Origin of the sequence: Actinacidiphila glaucinigra (genome assembly GCF_035918135.1) — a bacterium.
Classification (GTDB): domain Bacteria; phylum Actinomycetota; class Actinomycetes; order Streptomycetales; family Streptomycetaceae; genus Actinacidiphila; species Actinacidiphila glaucinigra.
In genome coordinates this window covers 2,598,930-2,618,419 of the sequence record NZ_CP109144.1, presented here as the reverse complement: position 1 = coordinate 2,618,419, position 19,490 = coordinate 2,598,930, and the positions used below count along the sequence as shown (strand labels likewise).

Sequence of the window (19,490 nt, the reverse complement as noted above, 5' to 3'; positions counted from 1 at the left end):
GCGACGCAACACCGACCGAAGGGAATTCAAGGAGGTGCAGGTGCATGAATCATGACGCCCTGGTCGCTGAGATGCGCACGTTGCGGGACCAGGTGGTCGGCGTCACCGACACGGCCGTGGCGGCCGTCGACGGCCTGCTGATCGCCGCCGACACCGAGGACGCCATCGACCCCAACGGCCTTGCCGCGCTGGCCGCGGCCAGCCTCGGGCTCGCCCGGCGGATCGCCGCGGCGGCCCTGCGCGGCCCGCTCCGCAGGACCGTGACCTGCAGCAGCGGCGGCTACACCGCCGTCTACGCGGTCGGTGAGACCGCGATCCTCGTCGTCGTGGGCGACGAGGGCATGAACGTCCCCCAACTCCACGTCGAGGCCAGGTCCGCCGTCGAGCGCATCGGCGCGATCCTGCTGGCCCCCGAACCCGAACCCGGACCGGGCGCCGTGCCCGCGCCGGAGTCCGCGTACGACCCGGAGGGAGTCCTCGGATGACGACCCCGCCCCCAGCGAAGACCACCGAAGGAGTGCTGTGAGCACCACCGGAAAACGCCCGCACGGCAACCTGTCCGACCAGGTCATGGGCCTGGTGAAGAACCTGCGCCAGGAGGTCCCCGACTGCCTCGCCGCCGGTGTGGTCGACATGTCGACGGGCATGCTGCTGTCCGTCGACACCGTCGACAGCCATCCGCCGGAGGTCCTGGACCTGCTCGCCGCGGCGACCCTCGACCTCTTCCAGGGGCGCACCGTGGTGATGATCGAGGACGTCTTCAAGGAGCGCCGCGGGGTCACCAGCGACGCGCACTACTTCCAGGAGATCCTCGTCAACAGCGACAACCTGACCCACCTGTTCATGCGGATCAACCTGAACGAGGACGTCGTCGCCGTCGTCGTCTGCCGCCGTTCGGTCAACGTGGGAATGCTCTTCGCCCAGGCCCGCCGTGTGGTCAAGGAGCACAGCACGCTCTGAGCCCCGGCCGGTCAGGCGCTGGCGCGCCGCACCAGCCGGGTCGGTGTGACGAGCGAGGACAGCGGGCGGCCGCCGCTGTCCTCCTCCGACCGCCGTTCCAGGCCCCGTACGAGCAGCCGGACCATCAACCGGCCCATCTCCTCGATCTCCTGACGGACCGTCGTCAGCGGGGGGTCGGCCAGCTCCGCCACCGAGGCCATGTCGTCGAAGCCCACGATCGCGACGTCCTCCGGCACCCTGCGGCCCCGCTCGCGCAGCACCCGCAGAGCACCGCAGGCCATCAGGTCGGAGGCGACGAAGACGGCGTCGACGTCCGGCGCCCGGTCCAGCAGGTCGGCCATGGCGCGGGCCCCGCCCGCCTCGGAGAAGTCGCCCTCGACGACCAGCCGCGGGTCGGCGTCCATCAGGATGTCGTGGTAGCCGTCGAGCCGGTCCACCGACGCGGTCTGGTCCAGCGGGCCGGTGACGGTCGCGATGCGCTCCCGCCCCAGCGAGACCAGGTGGCGCACCGCCTCGCGGGCGCCGCCGCGGTTGTCCGAGTCCACGTACAGCACACTGCGGTCCCCCTCGGCCGCCGGCCAGCCCGGGCGCCCGCCGAAGACGGTGGGCAGCCCTATCCGGCGGGTGATGCCGGGCAGCGGGTCCTCGGCGTGCAGCGAGAAGACCAGCGCGCCGTCCACGTGCCCGCCGGACAGGTAACGGCCCACGCGGTCGTAGTCGGCCGTGCCCTCCACCAGCAGCAGCACCAGCTGCGAGTCGTGCACCGCCAGCTCACGGCTGATGCCGAGCAGCTGCTGCGCGAAGAAGGGGTCCGCGAAGACCCGGCTCTCCGGCTCCGCTACGACGACGGCGACCGCCCCGGTGCGCCGGGTGACCAGCGAGCGGGCCGCCTGGTTGGGCACGTAGCCCAGCTCCTCGACGGCCTTGCGGACCTTCTCCACCAGCGCCTCGCGCACTCCCGTCCCGCCGTTCACGACCCGGGAGGCGGTGGCCCGGGACACACCGGCCCGTTCGGCGACGGCCTCGAGCGTCGGGCGCGCTCCGGAGATCTGGTCGGACAAGGGGTGCTCCTCTCGGGACGGGAACAGCGTAGTCCCTCCCGGAAGGGGGAAGAGAGCGCTCTCGCCGCAGCTCGGAGGCAGTTTCTGAGAGCGCTCTCTTTCTGTTCTGCGCGAGGGGTCGGCCGGTCGGCCGACCCCAGGGCGGTCAGCGCACCGGGAAGCCGAAGGTGTAGCCCTGCTGCTTCAGCCAGGGCAGGACCTGCCGCAGCGCCTCGACGGTCTGGCCGCGGTCCCCGCCCGCGTCGTGGAAGAGCACGGTCGGCCCGTTGGAGATCTCGTTCCTGACGGTGGAGACCAGCGCGGCGGTGCCCGGCTGCTTGAAGTCCTCGGAGTCGACGTTCCAACCGAGCGGACGCATGCCGCGGGACGCCGCCAGCTGGCGGCTGTACGGGGTGAAGGCACCGCCCGGAGCGCGGTAGTAGAGCGGCCTGACGCCACCGGAGGCGCGGGTGATCATGCGTTCGGCGTCCAGGATCTCCTTCGCCTGGTACTCCCGCGGCTTGCCGTTCATCGCCGTGTCGTGTGTGACGGAGTGGTCGCACAGCCGGTGCCCGGCGGCCACCACCGCCTTCACCAGGGCGGGGTGGGCCCGGGCCTGCGTGCCGACCATGCAGAAGGTCGCCTTCACGCCGTTGTCCTGAAGCACCTGGAGGATCCGCGGGGTCCACTGCGGGTCGGGCCCGTCGTCGATGGTGATGTTGACGCCCCGCGGGCCCTTGTCGGAGGCGTGGGCGATGTCCATGTTCACCACGGGGGCCGGCAATGCGGCGTCCGGCACGGAGGTCTGCCCGGGTATCGGCCGTGGCGCGGCGGAGGCCGTGGGCTTCGCCGGACGCTGTGCCGCCTGCCGCCCGTCGGCGGTGCCGGCATGGGCGGTCCACACCGACGCCAGCGCGGCCACCCCCGCCACGCCCAACGCGGCCGCCAGTATCCGGCCGTTCGTCCCCCGCATCCCGCTCCACCCCATGTCCGCACCGCTCCCCGTGTCCTGTTGCTGTTCCGTGTCCCGTACGTGCACACGGGAGGACGGGGGCGGGGCGCCGGCGGATCCGGCTGTTACGGAGCCCTGACCGTTCCGTCGGGGGACGGCGACGGAACGGGCCGCGGACACCTATGAGGTGAGGACGGCCACCAGCCACGCCCCGGCGACGAGCAGGCACGCGAACAGCTCGGCCAGCAGCGCCGTTCCGGCGGCCCGCATCGCCGTACGGGTGGAGGACCAGGCCGCGCCGTGGGTGCCGAGCCGCATCCGCTCGCCGCCGTAGAGAGCGAGGGTGAAACCGGCCGGCGCACCCACGACCGGCAGCAGGAAGAAGCCGGCGACGGCCCACAGCCCGGCGACCTGGAACGCCTGCCGGGGCACGCCGGCCTCCCGTACCGACCGGGCGGGCAGCAGGAGTTGGACGGCCTGGTTGAGCAGCAGCACACCGGTGGCCGCCGCCAGGACGCCCCAGGACAACGGGGTGTGCAGATGCGTCGCCCACCACAGGACGGCGGCCCAGCACATCAGCGGGCCCGGCGCCCCCGGTACGAGCACACCCAGCAGTCCGGACAGCATGACGGCACCGATCAGGCACAGCTGTCCGGTCCCCATGGGCCCAGCGTGCCGGAAGCCGGGCCCCGGCGCCCCCTGGTTTTCCGGCCTCGTCGGCTGCGCCCCAAGTTCTCCTGTCTCAGCGGGGGTTGCGGTCCACCCAGCCCCGCTCGTACGCGTGCCAGCCGAGCTGCAGCCGGGTCGTCACGTCGGCCAGTTCCATCAGCCGCTTCACGCGGCGCTGCACCGTCCGCAACCCCACTTCCAGCTGCTTGGCGACGCTGGCGTCGGTGAGCCCGGCCAGCAGCAGCGACAGGATCTGCAGGTCGACGGCGTCGGGCGCGTCCGGCGACTCCTCGTACGGGGCGCCCCCGGTGTCCAGCCGGAGCGGCAGGGCCTCGCGCCAGACGCTCTCGAAGAGCGCCATCAGCGAGTCCAGCAGACCGCTGCCGTGGACGACCAGCGCGGCCGGGCCGCTCGCGTCCCGGGCCATGGGCACCATCGCCAGCGAACGGTCGGCCACCACCAGTTTGGTCGGGACCCGGTCCACCACCCGTACCCGCTCCTCGCGGCCGAGCGCCGCGGTGAGTTCGGCGATGCCGTGCGGACCGCTGATCACCTCGCGCTCGACGACCACGCGGAAGCCCACCCCGCGTTCGACGGCGCGCTCCTCGGCGGTGTTCTCCATCCCCGACACCACCATCGGGGTGCCCGTCACGAGGGCGCAGACCTCCTTCTCCGCGCCCAGTTGCAGCTGGTTGAAGCGGTGCGCCACCGCGCTCGCCCCGGTCACCACCTCCACCAGGTCGTGCGCGGAGGGCTCCGCGGCCTCGCCTCGGTACTCCTGCGCCAGCACGGCGGCCGTCAGTTCGGCCCGCTCCAGCTGGTGCCGCTGCTGGGTGAGCAGGGCGCCGAGCGCCACCGTGGGCGGGGCGGCCACCCAGCGGCCGGGCCGGGCGGAGGACTGCGCGACGAGCCCCTGCCGCTCCAGCAGCCGCAGGAGGCGGGCCGCCTCGTCCTCGGGCATGCCGAGCCGGCGCGAGAGGTCGACGACCTCGGCGGCGCCCAGCCCCACCAGGGCGCGGTACGCCGCCTCCTGGGCATCGTCCAGCCCTATGGCACCGAGCACGGGCACCCCTTCCGGATCCGGCGAACGCGACACGCGGGTATGGCGGAAATGAGCCATGGCGTAATCCCGCCGCCCGCCATCATCCCTGCTCGAACCCCTGTCCTGGCAAGGTGTCCCCACTGGATCGTCCGACGTGCGGCCCGAGGAGGGGGCCGGCCGCCCGTCGGGCCATTCGCGTTCCCGAACCCTGTTTCGCCGCGCGCCCTCCGGTGGACAATAGGGGCATGAGTCAGCAGGGGGAGACGGACGGCCGCCAAGAGGACGAGTGGTGGCGGCAGTTGTACGGGCAGCCCGACCCCGGGGGCCGCGAGCCCGGTGACACGCTCGACGACCGCTACAGCTCGGCCCTCACCGCCCTCGGCGAGGAGGCGGACGGCGGCGGTACGGTGCCGCGGCAGGCCGCCCCGCAGGACACGGCCCCGTCGGCCGCGCCCGGTGACGGCCGGTACGCCGGCGCCGATCCGGGCACGGCCCCGGGCGGCCGGTCCGGGGCGGGCCCCGACGAGGACGACGCCGGCCCGCCCGACACCCTGCGGCTGCGCCGCCCGGCCCCGCCCCCGGCGACCGCCCCGCGCCCCTGGCAGTACCAGGGCCCGCCCCACCCCCCGGCGGCGCCCGAACCGGTCCCGGAGCCGCCCGGACTGCCCCCGGGCTGGGCCCCGGCCGAACCCGCCCCGGATCCCCTGGTGTCCGAGGTGCCCCCGGCTCCCGCCGCACCGGCCGTCGGGTCCGCACCGACCGCCCTGCCGGAGCCCACCCTCGCCGAGGCGGCGTACCTCGGCGACGGCCCGCCCACGTACGACCCCGAGCCCACCGCCTGGCCGGCGGCCGACCCGGACGGCCTCGACGACCTCGTCCCGGACACCGAACTCGACGGCGCCCGCTACGGCCTGCTGACGGTCCGCACGGCCTCGGTGCGCGGCGACTCCGCCCGCTACCGGGGCGAGCCGCGCCGCGACGCCGTCCTGACCGCCCGCTTCGGCGGCGGCGACGACGCGTTGCTGCTGATCGCCGTCGCCACCGGCCCGCGCACCTCGGACACCGCCCACCGCGCCGCCCGCGACGCCTGCACCTGGATGGCGACGGCGGTGGGCCGCAGCCAGGTGCGGCTCAGCGAGGACATCCGCGCCTCCCGCCGGGGCTCCCTCAAGTCCGGGCTGCACCGGCTGACCGACCGCTGCTACGGACGGCTGCGCGCCCGCGGCGAGGACCTGGGCCTGGACCCGGCCGAGTACAGCGCCACCCTCCGCTGCCTGCTGCTGCCCGCCGACCCCGACTGCCGCATCCGGCTCTTCTTCGGCGTCGGCGACGGCGGGCTCTACCGCATCCGCGGCGGCGAGTGGCAGGACCTCGACCCCTGGCGGCCCGACGAGCGCGCCGAGACGGAGGACAGCCCGGCCGTACGCTTCCGCTTCCGCGCCTCCGTGGCCCGTTCCGGCGACACCCTCCTGCTGTGCAGCGGCGGCCTGGCCGGGCCGCTGCGCGGCGAACCCGGCCTCGCCGCCCGCCTGACGCAGCGGTGGGGTGCCGCCGGGCCCCCGGGCCTGCCGGCCTTCCTCGGCGACACCCAGACCAGGGTCAAGGGCTACGCCGACGACCGTACGGCGGTCGCCGTCTGGGACGCCTGACGCGGCCCGGGGGTGAGCCGCAGCGTCAGGATCTGGAACGGGCGCAGCGTGAGGGCGACGGTGTCACCCTCGCACCCGGCGTCCTCCAGCGGCCGTTCCAGCAGGTCGGTGACCCGGGCGCCGGCGAGCGGGAAGCCCGTGGCGAGCGGGCCCGAGGCCCGGTCGCCCCGCGACTCGTACAGGCGCACCACCACGTCGCCGGAGCGGTCGTCGGCGAGCTTGACCGACTCCACGGTGATGCCGGGGTGACCGACCCGCAGCAGCGGCCGCAGCGACGGCAGTGAATCCGCCCGCCGCAGCGGCAGGTTGAGCGCCAGCCCCTCGGCGACCGCGTCGCCCACCGTCGCGCCGGGGAGCAGCGCGTAGCGGAAGCGGTGCGTGCCCTGGTCGGTGTGCGGATCGGGACTGTGCGGGGCGCGCAGCAGGGTGAGCCGGACGGTGGTGTCGGCGCCGGAACGTCCCGCGTCGTGGCCGTACGTGGAGTCGTTGAGCAGCGCGACCCCGTAGCCGGGCTCGCCGACGTGCAGCCAGCGGTGGGCGCAGATCTCGAACCGGGCCGCGTCCCAGCTGGTGTTGGCGTGGGTGGGGCGGTGCACGTGCCCGAACTGGATCTCGGCGGTGGAGCGCTCGGCGAGCACGTCCAGCGGGAAGGAGGCCTTCAGTACCTTCTCCGACTCGTGCCAGTCGATCTCCGTGAGCACGTCCAGCCGACGGCTGCCGGCGGTCAGCCGGAGCTCCTGGACGACCCGGCTGCCGCCGAAGGCCCGTACGACCCTGACGGCGGCCCGCAGCGGCCCCTCCTCGACGAGCTCGACGGACTCCGCCGACGTCAGGTCTTCGTGCTTGCGCCGGTAGTGCCGGTCGATGTCCCAGGCGTCCCACTTGGCGGGATGGTCGGGGTGCAGCTGCAGCAGGTTGCCGCGCGCCCCCGGCGCCAGCACCTCCCGGCCGGCGGTCAGGTCGCGGACGGAGGCCAGCAGCCCGTCCGCGTCGACGGCGACCCGCAGTAGGCCGTTGCCGAGCACGACGAGCCCGTCCTCGCGCACCGCGCGCACCGGCTCCGCGGCGGAGCCCGCCCGTCGCCCGGCGGCCGCAACGCCGAGCGCCGGGACGCTGACGGGCACGACCGCCCCGCCGTCCGCCAGGGGCTGCGCGCCACTGCCCTCGGGCAGGGCGGCCGCCGTCGCGGAGTCCAGCTCGACGGCCTCCTCCCGCGCGTACGGCGAGGCGTTGAGCAGGACGGGGGAGCCCTGGGAGCCGCCGGTGCCCAGCGCCCGCACCGCCGCCGCGATCAGGGCCTCCAGCTCCTCCCGCACCTCCGCGTAGGTGTCGCGCGCCTCGCGGTGCACCCAGGCGATCGAACTGCCCGGCAGGATGTCGTGGAACTGGTGCAGCAGCACCGTCTTCCAGATCTGGTCCAGCTCCTCGTACGGGTAGGTGTAGGAGGCCGGAGCTTCCAGCGCTGCCGCCGCGCACCACAGCTCGGCCTCGCGCAGCAGGTGCTCGCTGCGCCGGTTGCCCTGCTTGGTCTTGGCCTGCGTGGTGTACGTCGCGCGGTGCAGCTCCAGGTAGAGCTCCCCGGACCACACCGGGGCCCGGTCGCCGTACTCGGCCTCGGCCGCCGCGAAGAAGGCGGCGGGCTTCTCGATCTCGACCCGGGGCGCCCCCTCCAGGGAGCGCAGCCGGCGGGCCTTCTCCAGCATCTCCCGGGTGGGACCGCCGCCGCCGTCGCCCCAGCCGAACGGAACCAGGGACCGGGTGGCGCGCCCCTTCTCGGCGAAGTTGCGTACCGCGTGGGCCAGTTCACGGCCCGCGAGCTGCGAGTTGTAGGTGTCCACGGGCGGGAAGTGGGTGAAGACCCGCGTGCCGTCGATGCCCTCCCACCAGAAGGTGTGGTGCGGCATCTTGTTGGACTGGTTCCAGGACAGCTTCTGGGTGAGGAACCAGCGGACCCCCGCGAGCTTCGCGAGCTGCGGGAAGGCGGCGGTGTAGCCGAAGGTGTCCGGCAGCCAGATCTCCTCGGTCTCCACGCCCAGTTCGTCCAGGAAGAAGCGCTTGCCGTGGACGAGCTGCCGGGCCAGCGCCTCGCCGCCGGGCATGTTGGCGTCGGACTCGACCCACATGGAGCCGACGGGCGCCCAGTTGCCGTTCCCGACGGCCTGCCGGATGCGCTGCCACACCACCGGCTGGTGCTCCTTCACCCAGGCGTACTGCTGGGCCTGCGAGCAGGAGAAGACCAGCTCGGGGTAGTCGCGGGCGAGCGCGGTGACGTTGGCGAAGGTGCGGGACGCCTTGCGGACGGTCTCCCGCAGCGGCCACAGCCACGCCGAGTCGATGTGGGCGTGGCCGGTCGCCGAGACGCGGTGCGCGCTGGCGTGCGCGGGCCGGGACAGCGCCCCGGCCAGTTCGCGGCGGGCGTCCGCGGCGGTGCCGTGCACGTCGTGCAGGTCGAGCGCGTCCAGGGCGTCCTCCAGCGCGCGCAGGATCTCGTGGCGGCGCGGATCGTCGAAGTCCAGTTCGTGCATCAGGCCCTCGAGGACCTCGACGTCCAGCACGAGGTGCCAGACCTCCTCGTCCAGGACGGCCAGTTCGGCGGTGTCGAAGCGGTAGAGCGGATCGGACCCGGCGGTCAGTACGTCGCCCAGCGGGGTCGGCCGCCAGTCGCGCAGCACGGCGGGATTGGCCGCGGCCTCCAGCAGCAGGCTCACCCGCTCGCCCCCGGCGGCGGGAGAGGCCACCGGGACATGGCGGTTGAGCGGGTGGACGCCCTTGACGGGTACCCCCTCGGCGTCGTACACCATCCCCTCGGCCACGAAACCCGGGCCGTCGTTGCCGAACCCCGGGTCGATGACGGCCTCGACCCGGCGGCCCGCCCAGGCAGCCGGCACCGTGCCCTCCAGCCGGAACCAGCTGGTCGACCACGGCGGCCCCCAGGGCGTGCCCACGGAGAACGGTTCGAACGTTCCGTCCGACCATGCCTTCAGGGCCTCACCGACCGGCAGCGGCTCTCCCCGCCGGTCCTCCACGTGCCACACCGACATGCCCAGCGGCACCCGTTCGGCGTAGCGGGCGGGCCGGACGAACTGGTTCATGGCCCTGGTCAGGCGGCCCTCGACCAGCAGACGGTCGTCGTGCATCTCAGCTCCTCGGGTCGGCTCACCGGATGGATCCCCCGTCAATGCGGTGGTGTCCCGTAACGCCCGGAAGGCGGACGGGGTTTTCGGGGCATGAGAAAAATCGCGCGTCCCCGCGGACTCTCCCGGCGCAGATTGCTCGGTGCCGCCGCCCGGCTCGCCCCGCTCGCCGCCGTCCCCACCGTGTCCCTGCCCGGGTCGGCGGCGGCCGCCACCGACCCGTACGCGGCGCTCGCCCGCGCGTCCGTCACCGAGTTCCGCAGCGCCTGGGACGCCTACCGCAGACTCGCCTGGGGCCGCGACGAGTTGCGTCCGCTCACCGGCGCCGGCTCGGACTTCTTCATCCCCGGCAGCACCCTCGGCCTGACGATCGTCGAGGCGCTGGACACCCTCTACCTGATGGAGCTGGACGAGGAACTGGACGCGGGCGTCCAGTGGGTGCGCGACGATCTCGTGCTCGCCCAGGACGCCCCCGTTCAGGTCTTCGAGACGATCATCCGCCTGGTCGGCGGGCTGCTCTCCGGGCACCTGGCCACCAAGGACACGGTCCTGCTCGACCGCGCCCGCGAACTGGCGGACCGGCTGCTGCCCGCCTTCACCCGGTCGCCCACCGGGGCCCCCTACCGCTATGTGAACCTGGCCACCGGCGCCGTCTCCGGCAAGGAGAACCACCTCGCCGAGATCGGCACCTGCATCACCGAGTTCGGCGAGCTGTCCCGGCTCACCGGGGACCGGAAGTACTACGACGCCGCGAAGAAGGCCCTGCGCGCCGTCTACGAGCGCCGCTCGCGGCTGAACCTGCTCGGCACCGGCATGAACGTCGAGACCGGCGCGTGGACCGGAACCACCGCCACCCTCGACCCGCCCGTCGACTCCTTCTACGAGTACCTCTGGGACGGCTGGGAGCTCTACCGCGACGAGGACCTGCGCACCTGGTACTCCACGCTCACCGCGGCCGTGCTCGAGCACCTGACCGAGCGCCGCTCCGGACGGCTCTGGTTCCGCCAGGCCGACATGCGCACGGGCGCCGCCACCGGGCACGCGCAGTCCGAACTGACCGCCTTCTACGCCGGACTGCTCGCCCAGAGCGGCCGTGTCGCCGAGGGCGAGGCCTACCACGACAGCTGGGCGGCCGCCCTGCGCTCCTTCCGGCTGCCGCCCGAGAGCCTCGACTACCACGGCATGCGCGCCCTGGACGCCTCCTACCCGCTGCGCCCGGAGTACGTGGACTCCTGCCTCTTCCTGTGGCTCGCCACGGGCAAGGAGCTCTACCGGCGGCGGGCCGCCGAGATGTTCCGGCGGCAGAAGCGGTACTGCAAGGTGGCCAACGGATACACCGTGGTCCGTGACGTGACCGCCCGTCCTATGAAGCTGGGCGACCTGACCCCGGCCTACTGGTTCAGCGAGAACGCCAAGTACTACTACCTGCTGTTCGCCCGGGCGCGCCGCTTCGACTACCGCTCCAACTACCTCACGACCGAGGGCAACGTCCTGCGCGGACTGCGCTGATCCGGGCCCCCGAAGGGTGCTCAGCCGCCCACCGCGACGGTGACCTCCGCCTCGTGCGCCACGGGGAAGTTGACCGAGCCGGCGATGAAGCACAACCGGTGGGCGTCGGCGTGCAGCCCGACGGCGGCGTCCACCATGGCGGCGGAGGCCACCTCCACCCGGGGCCGCAGCAGGGCCCGCGTGAAGTGGCCGACGCCGTCGCCGGTCTCCTCCATCGTGCCCTCGGCCCGGTCGGTGTAGGAGGTGACCACCACTCCGGCGACGGTGCACACGTGCAGATACGAGAGCATGTGGCACTGCGACAGCGCGGCGAGCAGCAGCTGTTCCGGGTTCCAGCGGGCGCGGTCGCCGCGGAAGGCCGGGTCCGAGCTGCCGGGTATCGGCGGCACGGGCAGACCGGGTGCGGCGACCTCGTGCTCCCGCCCGTACCCGCGGTACGTGCCGGTGCCCGTGCCCCGGTTGCCGGTCCAGACGACCTCGGTGGTGTAGGTGTGGCGCTTGCTGATGTCGGGCACGGCTAACGCTCCTCCTCCGTCCCGTCCCGCTCGTGGGCGGCACAGGTGTCCATGACGTGCTCACGGGCGGCCGTGTGGGCCTCCCCGGCGCGGCCGGCGGCGATCGCGGCGAGCAGTCGCCGGTGCTGCGCGGCGACCCGGTCGGGGCGCTCCGGCGCGGCAAGCGACCGCCGCGTGGAGACCTGGATCTGGTCCCACAGCCGCTCCAGCGACGCGGCGGCCACCGGGTTCGCCGACAGGGTGGCGATCCGGCCGTGGAAGCGCCGGTTGTGCCGGACGGCCTCGACCAGCCGGCCCGCGGCCGTGGCCTCCTGCGCGTCCGCCGCGAGCCGCTCCAGCGCGGTCAGTTCGGCCGGCGCCATCTCCCCGCGCCGCTGCCGCTCGGCGGCCAGCTCCGCCGTCAGACCCTCCAGCACGCCCCGCACCTGGTACGCGTGCCGCAGCGCCTCCGGCCCCAGCTCGACCACGCTCACCCCGCGCCCCGCGGAACGCACGAGCCCGTCGGCGACCAGCGACCGGAACGCCTCGCGCACCGGTGTACGGCTCATGGCCAGCACCGCGGCGGCCTCGAGCTCGGTCAGGCGCTGGCCGGGGGCGTACACCCCGTCCAGGATCAGTTCCCGCAGCCGCGTGCGCGCGGCGTCCGTCTGCTGCACCCCACCACTGTATCCATTGCATCCACTGCATTCAATGCATGCAATGGATACAGAAGCGCTCCGTCCCCGGCCCATGACTGGACGTGGTCGCGGTGGGGCATGCATTGCGCGTAGATGTTCGAACCCGAATGGGCGTCAGCGGCCGGAGCGGAGCCGATGGAACGTCAGCCTGTCCAGCCTGGCGGAAGGGAGGCCGGGGGGCCCGTCGAGGCGCGCCGGCTGCACCGGCCCCTCCAGCATGCCGACCTGCCGGCCGTCGCCGACGTCCGCAGGCTGCTGCGCGAGGCGTTACGGAGCTGGGGTGTGCCCGCCCTCGCCGACACCGCGGAACTCCTCACCACCGAACTCGTCACCAACGCCCTGCGGCACACCGACCGCGGCGCCGTCCTCACCGTGACGCTGCAGCACGGCCCGGCCCACTGCCTGCGCGTGGAGGTGCGGGACTTCACGACCCGTCACCCGCGACTGCGCGCCCCCTCCGACCGCCGTACCTCCGGCCGCGGACTGCTGCTCGTCCAGTCGCTCGCCGACTCCTGGGGGGTCCGCCCGGACGGTGACGGCACCGGGAAGATCGTCTGGTTCGAACTCGACGCCGCGGCCGGCTGATCCGCCCCTGACCGCCGCCCCCGACGCGCCACCGCCCCAGCCGGGGTTCCGGGCCGGGGCAGCGCACCGACGCGGCGTCGCGCACGCGCGTGATCAGCCGTACTGGCGCTCCAGGTCGGCGAGTTTGCGCTCCAGCGAGTCCAGCTTGGGGAGCGCCATGGTGTCGTCCTCGGCGGTGAGGTCGATCGTCGTACGGGCGGTCTCCTCACGCACGGGCGACAGGGCGGGCCGGGAGCGCGCGGGCAGTTCGGCCTTCTCCGGTTCTATGGCAGGCTCCGCGCCGGACTGGGCACCCGCCGCGGCCGGGGAGGACAGCTCGTACTTGCTGCCGCCGCGGTTCCAGATGCGGTGCTGCCGGTTGATCGCCTTGATGCGGGCCCGTTCCAGGCGCTCGTGCCCGCGGCGGCGCATGGCCTCCTGCTCCTGGCGGGCACGCTCCTCGCGGACCTCCTCGACGGCCTCGTCCAGGGTGCGGACGCCCTCGAGCAGCATCAGCGACCAGGCGCCGTACGTCTCGCGGGGCGCGCGCAGCCACCGGACCATGCGGATCTGCGGCAGCGGCCGCGGGATCAGCCCCTGCTCGCGCAGGGCGGCCCGGCGGGTCTGCTTCAGGGCGCGGTCGAAGAGCACGGCCGCGGAGAGCGACATGCCCGCGAAGAACTCCGGGGCGCCCGCGTGGCCGCCGCCGCGCGGCGCGTGGACCCAGTTGAACCATGCCGCCGCGCCCGCGAACAGCCACACCAGCATGCGCGAGCCCAGCGCCGCGTCACCGTGGCTCGCCTCGCGGACGGCGAGCACCGAGCAGAACATCGCGGCGCCGTCGAGCCCGAAGGGCACCAGGTACTCCCAGCCGCCGGAGAGGCCGAGGTTCTGCCGGCCGAAGCCGACCAGGCCGTGGAAGGACAAGGCCGCGGCGACCGAGGCGCACCCGAAGAGCAGGACGTAGGAGGCCGTGCCGTACAGGGCCTCCTTCTTGCGGCGCCGCTCCTCCGCGCGCTCCCAGGAATCGGCCTGGCCCGCGTCCTCCTTGCGGGCCTTGCGGTTGCGCAGGAACACCGCCGCGGCGGCGAGGACCGCCAGACCCACGGCGCACGGGAGCGCCCAGTCCAGCGTTGTGTCCGTAAGTCTCATCGTGCGATTCCTTGCGTCGCAGTACCGTCGCGCTCGGGCCGCGAGACGGCGTCCGCGCGCCATCCTGGCGAACACCTCGGACGTGTGATGCGGTTTCAGGGCAAGAGAACGCCAACGGAGCGGCGGCGTGGGGCGAGATTGCCAGAATGCTCGAACTGGGTAGCGGGACTGGTTCAGTTGGTCGAGTCGAGACCTGTGACCTGACGGGTGATCGGAGGGCATCGGTGAAAGATCCGTACGAGGTGTGCCACACCTCGGACGATCCTGCCGGGGGAGAGCGGGCCCACAGGGGGCTCGAAGCCGGTCGCCGAGCGTGTTGCAATAGATGGCGGCGCACACTCCCCGCGGAAGTGCGCCAGCGCACACGACTGCCCGAAGGAGCCCCTGTGGAGTACGCCCCCCGCGCCCAGCGGCGCCCCGCGGCGCCCGCCGCCGCGGACCCCGGGCTGCCCCCCGGTCACGACGAGCGGGTCCGGGGTGCCCATCCGCACGCCGAGCCCGGCACGGAGGCCGCCCCGGAGCGGGCCGAGGGTCTTCCCCGGCCGCGCCGGCTGCCCGAGCGGTCCACCGTGCGGGACCAGGTCCTGCGCGCCCTGCGCGGCGCCCTGCTCACCGGAGAGCTGCGCCCCGGGGCGGTGTACTCCGCGCCCGCGCTCGCCGAGCGCTTCGGGGTCTCCGCGACCCCGGTGCGCGAGGCGATGCAGCTGCTGGCCCGTGAGGGCGCGGTGGAGGCCATGCCGAACAAGGGCTTCCGGGTCGCCGAGCGCAGCAGCCGGGACCTCGCCGAGCTCGCCGAGGTGCGCGCGCTCCTGGAGGTCCCCGTCGTGCTGCGCATGGCCCGCACCCTGCCCGCGTCCCGCTGGGAGCAGCTGCGCCCGCTCGCCGAGGCCACGGTGGCCGCCGCGGCCCTGGGCGACCGCGCCGCCTACGCCGAGGCGGACCGCGCCTTCCACCGCGCACTGCTGGAGCTCTCCGGCAACCGGCAGCTCGTCGCCGTCGCCGACGAGCTGCACCGCAGGTCGCAGTGGCCCGTCACCGAGGACCACGGCCACGCCCGCCCCGGCGCCGCCCCCGTGCGCGGCATCAGCGCCCGCCTGGTCGCCGACGCCACGCAGCACGCGGCCCTGCTGGAGGCGCTGGTCTCCGGCGACCTCACCGCCGTCGAGTCACTGGTGCGCCGGCACTTCTCCGGGGCGTGACGCTCAGCCGGCGTCCGGCGCCGGCTCCCTGGCCAGCTCCTCTGCCAGCCACACGGGCACCCCGCCCAGCGTCCGGAACAACCGCGCCGCCTCCGCGCGCAGCCGTCCCGCCTCGGGATCCGGCGTCACCCCGGCCAGCGCGGTCAGGGCCGGCGCGACCCCGACGGCGTAGCCGAGCTCCACACGGATCCGCAGCGACTCCGTGAAGCCGTGGCGCGCCTCGGCGACGTCGCCCTCGCGGGCCGCCAGCCCGGCCAGGTGCCGCCAGGTGTACGAGGTCAGCAGCACGTCGTCGTGGGCCACCGCCCCCGCGTGCGCCCGGCGGTACGCGGCCCGCGCCGCGGCCGGGTCGTCACCCAGGTTCTCCGCGACCAGTCCGCGCCGGAAGTCCAGCAGCGGACGCCCCGCCGCACCGGGAGCCAGCAGCGCCGCGCTGCGCATCAGGGCCGCCCGCGCCTCGTCGGCCCGGTCGCGCAGCCCGAAGAGCGTCGCCAGGTACGCCAGGTTGCCGCGTTCGCAGGCGGCCTCGCCGCGCTCGTCGTCCGTACGGGCCAGGGCCTCCGCCGTGCGCAGGGCGTCCTCGGCCTCCGCCCAGCCGTCCAGGGTGAACATGCAGCGCTCGATCAGCAGCGCCGCCCGCCGTGTGGCCGCCGCCGGCGACCGCTCCGCATGGGGCGCGAGCAGCTGCGCGGCCTCCGTCCAGCACCCGCGGCCCCGCAGCCGCGTCACGTCGGGCGGCGTGTCGCCACCCGGCGCGTTCGGTCCCACCTCTGCGTCCGACATGGCGGTGTCCGCCACTTGCCCTCCCCGAAGCGCGTCATCGAGCCGGTTGGGCCGAAGTCCAGCACGACACCGGGTGCCACGCCAAGAGGGCGGACGTCGCCGTGATCGATTTCCTGCCCGTCAATTGATCTCCATCGCCGCAACCGCGGCGCAACCGGCGCGCAACCGCTGCGCATCCGTGCCGCATCCGGTGGGGCGGAGGGTGTTCACCGACCGCCTATGGTGTGGAGGGGACAGACCATGCGCATTTCCCGTGCCCGTATCGGTGCCGTCGGTGCCGCCGTCGCCGCGCTCTGCCTCGGGGGCCTCGTCGCGCCGAGTGCCGCCCACGCGGCGGACACCTACGGCAGATGCAACTACGTGAACGACTGGTACCGCCCGACCCTGAAGAAGGGCCCGTACAACTCGAGTACCGCGGCCGCCGTCAAGCAGGTTCAGTGCCTGATCAACGTAGGGGCCTGGTATCCCCAGCCGCTGTCGGAGGACGGCGAGTTCGGGGCGAAGACGGATGCGGCGGTCCGGTGGGTACAGGACTGCAACGAGACGACCGGCGGCGTGGACGGCATCGTCGGCTCCAACACCTGGCTCGACCTGTACCTCCCCGACCCGGACTGCTCGCTCTGATCCGGGGCGACTCCCGAGCGCCCGGCCGGCACGAAGGCCGTCATGGTGATCCCCACGGCTCGCACGGGGACCGCGGGTGGCCGCCCAGGGCGAAGGAGATCGCCTCGTCGAGGCCGAGCGAGCCGCCGGCGCGGAACGCCTCCTCGTACGCCTCGTCCCCGATCAGCTTGCGCGCCTGCTCCGCACAGAGGTCCTGTGCGGCGCGCAGTTCGGGCGAGCCGAACTGCGGTGGCCCGAACATCTCCCACACGCGGCGGCTGACGGCGAGCAACCGGACGGCGCCGCTCGCGTCGCCCGCGGCCAGTGCGGCATGCGCCAGCGTGTCGACGCACATCGCGACGCCCAGGGTGTCGCCGAGCATGCGCCGTACCGTCAGGGAGGCCCGGGCGTGGGCCACGGCGGACCCGGTCTCCCCGCGGGCGAGGTCCACCGAGCTGCGCAGGCTGCTGCTCCAGGAACGCGTCCAGATCTCGCCGCGGGACGCCGACAGGGCCTGCTGTTCGTCGATGACCTCGGCGGCCGCGTCGAGGTCGCCGTTCATCAGGAGGGCGAAGGCCTCGCCGATCAGGGCCATGGCCAGTGCGCGCTCCCGATCGGCGGTCCGGGGCAGTGCGCGGCTGAGGCGGACGGCGTCGGAGGCGAGGACGACCGCCGTGGCGGCGTCGCCCCGCTGCGCAGCCGCGGCACCGAGCAGATGGGCGGCGAAGGCCGCCGCGACGCTGTCGCCGTGTCCGGCGGCGAGGGACCGGCACTCGCCGGCCACCCGGTCGACGGTCTCGGTGTCGCCCTGGCCGAGGGCCACGTGGCCGCAGGCCCACAGCGCCTTGAGCCGTTCCCGGTCCGGCCCCCGTTCCCGTTGCAGTAGCCGGTCGAGATAGTGCCGGCCCTCCGTGAACAGCCCACAGGCCACCCAGAACGCCCACAGGGTGCCCGCCAGTTCGAGACCGGTACGCTGCTCGTCGGGCCGGGACAGGCAGAAGTCGAGGGCCGAGCGGATGTTGGCGTGCTCCTGCAGCACCCGGCGGTGCCACACGAGCTGGCGCGGCCCGTACCAGTCGTCCTCGAACCGGTGCGCGAGGGCGAGGTAGTGGTCCCGGTGGCGGCGGCGCAGGCGCTCCTGCTCGCCGTGCCCCCGCAGGCGGTCGGCACCGTACTCGCGGATCGTGTCGAGGATGCGGAGCCGGACTCCGGTTGCGTCCTCCTCGCGCAGCAGGACCGACTTGTCGACCAGGCCGGCGAGCAACTCCGGGATCGCCGCCGCGGGAAGCTCCGCGTCGGCGCAGACGTCCCGGGCGGCCTCCCCGTCGAAGCCGCCGGAGAAGACCGACAGCCTTTCCCACAGCAGGCGTTCCGCGGGCGAGCAGAGATGGTGGCTCCATTCGATGGCCGTCTTCAGCGTCTGGTGCCGGGACAGCGCCGTGCGCCGCCCGACGCCGAGGAGCGCGAAGCGGTCGTCGAGGCGTTCCAGGACCTGGTCCACCGACAGGGACCGCAGGCGCACGGCGGCCAGTTCGATCGCCAGCGGGATGCCGTCGAGGAGCGCGCACAGCCGCCCGACCGCCGCCCGGTTGAGCGGAGTCAGCGCGAAGTGCCGGTCGACGGCCCGGGCCCGCTCGACGAACAGGGCGACGGCGTCCGTGATCCCGGTCTGCGCGGCGTCGGGGACCGGCGACGGTACGGGCAGCGGCAGGACCACGTAGATCTGCTCGCCGGCGACGCCCAGCGACTCCCTGCTGGTGGCCAGGACGCGGATCCCGGGAGCGCTCTGCAGCAGGCTCTCGGTCAACAGGGCACAGGCGTCGGCCAGATGCTCGCAGGTGTCCAGTACCAGCAGGAGCCGCTTGCCCGACAGATGGTCCCGCAGCGCCTGCAGCGGCGTGCGGAGGGCCCAGTCGTGCAGGTCGAGGGCCTGCGCCACCGCGTGGGTGACCAGGTCGTCGTCGCGCACCGAGGACAGTTCCACCAGCCATGCCCCGTCGGGGAAGCCGGCACCCGCCTCGTCCGCGACGCGCAGGGCCAGACGCGTCTTGCCGACCCCGCCGACACCGGTCAGCGTCACCAGCCGGGAGCCGGCCAGCAGCGCGCCCACCGCGTCCACCTCGGCTCGGCGCCCCACGAAGCTGGTGGTCCGGGCCGGCAGGGCGCCGTGCCGGGGCGGCGGCCCGTCGGAGCGGTCGAGCGCCTCGCGCGGCCGTGACGGGCCCTCCAGCTCCCCGTCCGCGCGCAGCATGGCCTCGTGCAGTCGCCGCAGCGGTTCCCCGGGCTCGATGCCCAGGTGCTCCGCGAAGAGCGCGCGGGTCTCCCGGAACAGCTCCAGACCCTCCGCACGGCGGCCGCTGCGGTACAGGGCCAGCATGAGGTGCGCCCGCAACTCCTCGCGGTAGGGGTGCTGCCGGACGAGTCCGGCCAGCTCGCCGACGAGTTCCGCGTGGCGGCCGAGCGCCAGCTCCGCGCCCGCGCACTCCTCGTGCACCCGGGTCCGCAGCTCCTCCAGCCGGACGGCTTCGGCGGCGACCAGTGGAGCGCCCGGAACGCCGTCGAAGGCCGCGCCCCGCCACAACGCCAGTGCCTCGCGGAACAGCGCGGCAGCCCGGCCCGGCTCCCCGCGCCGCAGCTCGGCCCGCCCGCGGTCCGTGAGGTCGGCGAAGCGCCACGCGTCCAGCTCGCCGTCCAGGACGGTCAGCCCGTAGCCCTGCGGCCCGTGCCGCAGCCGGTCCCCGATCCCCAGCTCGCGGCGGAGCCGGTGCACGTGGACCTGCAGGGTCTTGCGCGAACTCGGCGGCGGCTCGCCCTCCCACAGCGCGGCCCGCAGATGCCCGACGGACACCGGGCGGCCGCCCTCCGCCAGCAGCAGGCACAGCAGCCGGCGCAGCATCGGGGCCGGCAGCGCCACCGTCCGACCCTCCCGGCGCACACGCAACGGCCCCAGGACATCGAACTCGAACACCCGGCCCCCCGAATCTCTGGGCGAGCCTGCCCGAGACGTGACCCCGGGTCAAGATCAAGCGGCAACCCGGGAAC

17 protein-coding genes are annotated in these 19,490 nt (G+C 74.2%); 7 read left to right on the top strand and 10 right to left on the bottom strand.

Going from position 1 to position 19,490, the window contains the following annotated elements; all coding sequences use genetic code 11:
• Nucleotides 1-44: 44 nt before the first annotated feature.
• Together OIE69_RS11460 and OIE69_RS11455 are read left to right on the top strand one after the other, a co-directional pair.
• Complete coding sequence (locus OIE69_RS11460; protein WP_326571869.1) at nt 45-485, top strand: roadblock/LC7 domain-containing protein; 441 nt, start codon at nt 45-47, stop codon at nt 483-485.
• Between the two features lie 85 nt (nt 486-570).
• Nucleotides 571-960 carry a hypothetical protein gene (locus OIE69_RS11455; RefSeq protein WP_326581084.1) on the top strand — a complete coding sequence of 130 codons (390 nt, stop codon included), beginning with the start codon at nt 571-573 and terminating at the stop codon, nt 958-960.
• A gap of 11 nt (nt 961-971) precedes the next feature.
• On the opposite strand, the gene OIE69_RS11450 is transcribed toward OIE69_RS11455, so the two are convergent.
• The 4 genes from OIE69_RS11450 to OIE69_RS11435 form a co-directional block, all read right to left on the bottom strand.
• Nucleotides 972-2,021 carry a LacI family DNA-binding transcriptional regulator gene (locus OIE69_RS11450; RefSeq protein ID WP_326571868.1) on the bottom strand — a complete coding sequence of 350 codons (1,050 nt, stop codon included), beginning with the start codon at nt 2,019-2,021 and terminating at the stop codon, nt 972-974.
• A gap of 145 nt (nt 2,022-2,166) precedes the next feature.
• A complete protein-coding gene (locus OIE69_RS11445; RefSeq protein ID WP_326571867.1) occupies nt 2,167-2,973 on the bottom strand; it encodes a polysaccharide deacetylase family protein in 807 nt (268 codons plus the stop codon).
• A gap of 159 nt (nt 2,974-3,132) precedes the next feature.
• Complete coding sequence (locus OIE69_RS11440) at nt 3,133-3,615, bottom strand: DUF456 domain-containing protein (RefSeq protein WP_326571866.1); 483 nt, start codon at nt 3,613-3,615, stop codon at nt 3,133-3,135.
• 79 nt (nt 3,616-3,694) lie between these two features.
• Nucleotides 3,695-4,684, bottom strand: a complete 990-nt coding sequence (locus OIE69_RS11435) for a helix-turn-helix domain-containing protein (RefSeq protein ID WP_326571865.1) — start codon at nt 4,682-4,684, stop codon at nt 3,695-3,697.
• 224 nt (nt 4,685-4,908) lie between these two features.
• On the opposite strand from OIE69_RS11435, the gene OIE69_RS11430 reads away from it, so the two are divergent.
• Nucleotides 4,909-6,312, top strand: a complete 1,404-nt coding sequence (locus OIE69_RS11430) for a protein phosphatase 2C domain-containing protein (protein WP_326571864.1) — start codon at nt 4,909-4,911, stop codon at nt 6,310-6,312.
• Here the strand turns inward: OIE69_RS11430 and OIE69_RS11425 are convergent.
• A complete protein-coding gene (locus tag OIE69_RS11425; protein ID WP_326571863.1) occupies nt 6,270-9,449 on the bottom strand; it encodes an alpha-mannosidase in 3,180 nt (1,059 codons plus the stop codon). The genes OIE69_RS11430 and OIE69_RS11425 overlap by 43 nt on opposite strands.
• A 90-nt stretch (nt 9,450-9,539) precedes the next feature.
• Here OIE69_RS11425 and OIE69_RS11420 point away from each other — a divergent pair, with 90 nt between their 5' ends.
• Nucleotides 9,540-10,955, top strand: coding sequence for a glycoside hydrolase family 47 protein (locus OIE69_RS11420; RefSeq protein ID WP_326571862.1), 1,416 nt, complete (start codon nt 9,540-9,542; stop codon nt 10,953-10,955).
• Nucleotides 10,956-10,975: 20 nt separating this feature from the next.
• Here OIE69_RS11420 and OIE69_RS11415 read toward each other — a convergent pair whose 3' ends face one another.
• Nucleotides 10,976-11,470, bottom strand: a complete 495-nt coding sequence (locus OIE69_RS11415; protein ID WP_326571861.1) for an OsmC family protein — start codon at nt 11,468-11,470, stop codon at nt 10,976-10,978.
• Nucleotides 11,471-11,472: 2 nt separating this feature from the next.
• Nucleotides 11,473-12,126 carry a GntR family transcriptional regulator gene (locus OIE69_RS11410; RefSeq protein ID WP_326571860.1) on the bottom strand — a complete coding sequence of 218 codons (654 nt, stop codon included), beginning with the start codon at nt 12,124-12,126 and terminating at the stop codon, nt 11,473-11,475.
• Nucleotides 12,127-12,282: 156 nt separating this feature from the next.
• Between OIE69_RS11410 and OIE69_RS11405 the strand changes: the two genes are divergently transcribed.
• Entirely contained in the window at nt 12,283-12,732 is a 450-nt protein-coding gene (locus OIE69_RS11405; protein WP_326571859.1) for an ATP-binding protein, read from the top strand.
• 93 nt (nt 12,733-12,825) lie between these two features.
• On the opposite strand, the gene OIE69_RS11400 is transcribed toward OIE69_RS11405, so the two are convergent.
• On the bottom strand, nt 12,826-13,863 hold the full coding sequence (locus OIE69_RS11400; RefSeq protein ID WP_326571858.1) for a DUF2637 domain-containing protein: 1,038 nt from the start codon (nt 13,861-13,863) through the stop codon (nt 12,826-12,828).
• Between the two features lie 386 nt (nt 13,864-14,249).
• On the opposite strand from OIE69_RS11400, the gene OIE69_RS11395 reads away from it, so the two are divergent.
• Nucleotides 14,250-15,062: a GntR family transcriptional regulator gene (locus OIE69_RS11395; protein ID WP_326571857.1), complete on the top strand. Its 813-nt coding sequence runs from the start codon at nt 14,250-14,252 to the stop codon at nt 15,060-15,062.
• A 3-nt stretch (nt 15,063-15,065) separates the two neighbouring features.
• Here the strand turns inward: OIE69_RS11395 and OIE69_RS11390 are convergent, their stop codons facing one another.
• Nucleotides 15,066-15,860 carry a hypothetical protein gene (locus OIE69_RS11390; RefSeq protein ID WP_392567490.1) on the bottom strand — a complete coding sequence of 265 codons (795 nt, stop codon included), beginning with the start codon at nt 15,858-15,860 and terminating at the stop codon, nt 15,066-15,068.
• A gap of 225 nt (nt 15,861-16,085) precedes the next feature.
• Here OIE69_RS11390 and OIE69_RS11385 point away from each other — a divergent pair, with 225 nt between their 5' ends.
• Entirely contained in the window at nt 16,086-16,469 is a 384-nt protein-coding gene (locus OIE69_RS11385) for a peptidoglycan-binding domain-containing protein (protein ID WP_326571856.1), read from the top strand.
• 40 nt (nt 16,470-16,509) lie between these two features.
• Here the strand turns inward: OIE69_RS11385 and OIE69_RS11380 are convergent, their stop codons facing one another.
• Nucleotides 16,510-19,416: a BTAD domain-containing putative transcriptional regulator gene (locus OIE69_RS11380; RefSeq protein ID WP_326571855.1), complete on the bottom strand. Its 2,907-nt coding sequence runs from the start codon at nt 19,414-19,416 to the stop codon at nt 16,510-16,512.
• Between the last annotated feature and the right edge of the window lie 74 nt (nt 19,417-19,490).